This is a genomic window from Burkholderia sp. HAN2018, from assembly GCF_024704855.1.
GTDB classification, from domain to species: Bacteria; Pseudomonadota; Gammaproteobacteria; order Burkholderiales; family Burkholderiaceae; genus Burkholderia; species Burkholderia cepacia.
This window is the reverse complement of record NZ_QOBB01000443.1, coordinates 1-2,613: the sequence shown is the minus strand read 5'-3', so window position 1 is coordinate 2,613 and position 2,613 is coordinate 1. Positions and strand designations below refer to the sequence as shown.

Annotated in this window: 3 protein-coding genes; all 3 read left to right on the top strand. The window is 70.1% G+C overall.

The window, feature by feature from the left end:
• Positions 1–94: 94 nt before the first annotated feature.
• The gene (locus DPV74_RS40750) at positions 95–751 is read left to right on the top strand and encodes a methionine ABC transporter permease (protein ID WP_060083759.1); all 657 of its coding nucleotides are present in this window, start codon (positions 95–97) and stop codon (positions 749–751) included.
• 54 nt (positions 752–805) lie between these two features.
• Positions 806–1,657 carry a hypothetical protein gene (locus tag DPV74_RS40745; RefSeq protein WP_021159288.1) on the top strand — a complete coding sequence of 284 codons (852 nt, stop codon included), beginning with the start codon at positions 806–808 and terminating at the stop codon, positions 1,655–1,657.
• Positions 1,654–2,613, top strand: a 960-nt coding sequence (locus DPV74_RS40740) for an acyl-CoA dehydrogenase family protein (RefSeq protein ID WP_119339239.1), incomplete at its 3' end; no start/stop codon positions are given. The genes DPV74_RS40745 and DPV74_RS40740, both read left to right, overlap by 4 nt.

Sequence of the window (2,613 nt, the reverse complement as noted above, 5' to 3'; positions counted from 1 at the left end):
GACGACGCCGGCCAGCCGGCGGCCCGCGGCGGTGCGGTGGCGGCGCTGCTCGAACGCGCGCGCCGCCACGCGAATCACGCGGAGGTGCTCGGCTATGTTTGACCTCTGGTGGCCCGAACTGCTCGACGCGATCCGCGACACGCTGTCGATGGTCGCCGCGTCGGCCGCGGTCGCGGCGCTGCTCGGCGTCCCGCTCGCGGTGATCCTCGTGACGACCGCGCCCGGCGGCATCTACGAGCGGCGCGGCGTGAACGCGGTGCTCGGCGCGCTCGTCAACGTGTTCCGCTCGACGCCGTTCATCATCCTGCTCGTCGCGCTGCTGCCGTTTACGCGCGTGCTGATCGGCACGACGATCGGCGTATGGGCGGCCGTCGTGCCGCTGTCGATCGCCGCGATCCCGTTTTTCGCGCGGATCGCCGAGGTGAGCCTGCGCGAAGTCGATCGCGGGCTGATCGAAGCCGCGCTCGCGATGGGCGCGAAGCGCCGCCATATCGTCTGGCACGTGCTGCTGCCCGAGGCGCTCCCCGGCATGCTCGGCGGCTTCACGATCACCGTCGTCGCGCTGATCGGCTCGACCGCGATGGCGGGTGCCGTCGGCGCGGGCGGGCTCGGCGATCTCGCGATCCGCTACGGCTATCAGCGTTTCGACACGACCGTCATGGCGACCGTGATCGTGATCCTGATCGCACTCGTTTCGGCCGTGCAAATCACGGGCGACCGCCTGGTCCGACGCGTGACCCGGCGTACCTGAGCGGCGCCACAAGCGCCGGCTCTTTTCATTGAAGACCCTGAGAGAACGATACCCATGACCTTACCCATCGGCGCGCCGCGCGAATGGAACGGACAATTCGAGGAAGCACTGTTCCTGGACGTCGCACGACGCCATCGTCCCGGCTTCCCGGACAAGCTGGCGACACCGCCGCGCGAGCCGCGCGGCGAAGACGAACTGGCCGCCGTCGCCGACTACTACACGAAGATGGCGTCGCACGACCTGTTCATCGTGCAGGTCGTCGCGAAGGCGATCGACACGCTGTTCCGCGACGACCCGCATTTCCAGCTGATCCTGTCGCGCCAGCTCGGCGACGACGGCGCGCACGCGGTGATCGGCCGTGAGCGCGTGACCGAACTGACGGGGCGCGATCCGCTGCCGGAAATCGACCGGCTCGTCGCCGCGCACTGGGCGCGCATCGGCGACATCGCGGTGCGCGACGTCGCGGGCTTTCTCGCGTTCGAGTGGCATTACGAGCTGCACATCCTCGCGAAGCTGTGGATCCAGCGCAAGACCGGCCGTATCGGCGACAGCGCGATGCGCGAGCATGGCGAGAACCGGATCCGGCCGGACGAGGAGTGGCATCGCGTGCAGATCGTCCAGTGGTGGTTCGACACGTTGAAGGCGCTGCCGGCGGCCGAACGCGACGCGCTGATCGATCGCGTGATCGCGGCCGACGAGGAAACGCAGGCGCGGCTCGACGGTTACCTGCACGACGAGTACGCGCACACCGCGCACGTGTTCGGCGCGGATATCGCCGAATACCGCGCGATCTACGACGACTGGCGGCGCGAGATCCTCGCGCGGTTGACCGGCAGGCGCGAACTCGGGAAACTCGTGCCGTTGTCGGAAGCTGTCTCGACCCAGGAACAGGAAGCCGTCGCATGAACGATCCCCGCGGCCCGGCGATGCTCGCCGCTGCAACGGATGTGTCAGCCGTCGATCCGGACGCACTGGCGCGCGTCATCGAAACGCTGCGCGAAACCGCCGCCGCGCGCGATCGCGCGGGCGGCCACGCCGCGCAGGAAAAGCAGTGGCTCGCCGACGCGGGCCTGCTGACGCTCGCGGTGCCGCGCGAATTCGGCGGGCAGGAAGCGGGGTGGCCGGCGATCTACGACACGATCCGGCGGATCGCGCGCGTCGACAGCGCGCTCGCGCATCTGGTCGGGTTTCAGATCCTGCAGGTGGTGAGCGTCGACGTGTGGGGTAGCGCGGCACAGCGCGAACGCTATCTGCGCGGCACGGTCGAGCATCGCTGGTGGTGGGGCAATGCGGTCAACCCGCTCGACACGCGGCTGGCGGCGACCGCGACGCCGGACGGCGGCTACCGGCTCGACGGCGTGAAGGGCTTCTGTTCGGGCACGCGCGGCTCGCAGCGCATGACGGTGTCCGCGCACGATCCGCAAGCGGGCCGCACCGTGTTCGGCGTGGTGCCGACCGATCGCGCGGGGATCACGGTCAACGAAGACTGGGATCCGATCGGCCAGCGCCAGACCGATAGCGGCAGCGTGAACTTCGACGGCGTGACGCTCGCGCCGGACGAGGTGCTGCACCGCTCCGAGGCGCCGCCGACACCGCGCGCGACGCTGCGCACGCTCGTGTCGCAGCTCGTGCTGACGAACCTGTTCGTCGGGCTCGCGGAAGGTGCGCTGGCGGAAGCGCGTGACTACGTGCTGAAGCATGGCCGCCCATGGATACAGTCGGAGGTCGCGCAGGCGAGCGACGATCCGTACACGCTGCAGCGCTTCGGCGACATGCGCGTGCGGGCGATCGCCGCGGCGGCGCTGGCCGATCGCGCGGCGGCCGCGTTGCAGCGCGCGTGGGCGCGGCAGGATGCGCTGACG

What these genes read in the sequence shown, in the direction of transcription:
- DPV74_RS40745 (WP_021159288.1), top strand. Translation starts at nt 806, where the DNA reads ATGACCTTACCCATCGGCGCGCCGCGCGAATGGAACGGACAATTCGAG.
- DPV74_RS40750 (WP_060083759.1), top strand. Translation starts at nt 95, where the DNA reads ATGTTTGACCTCTGGTGGCCCGAACTGCTCGACGCGATCCGCGACACG.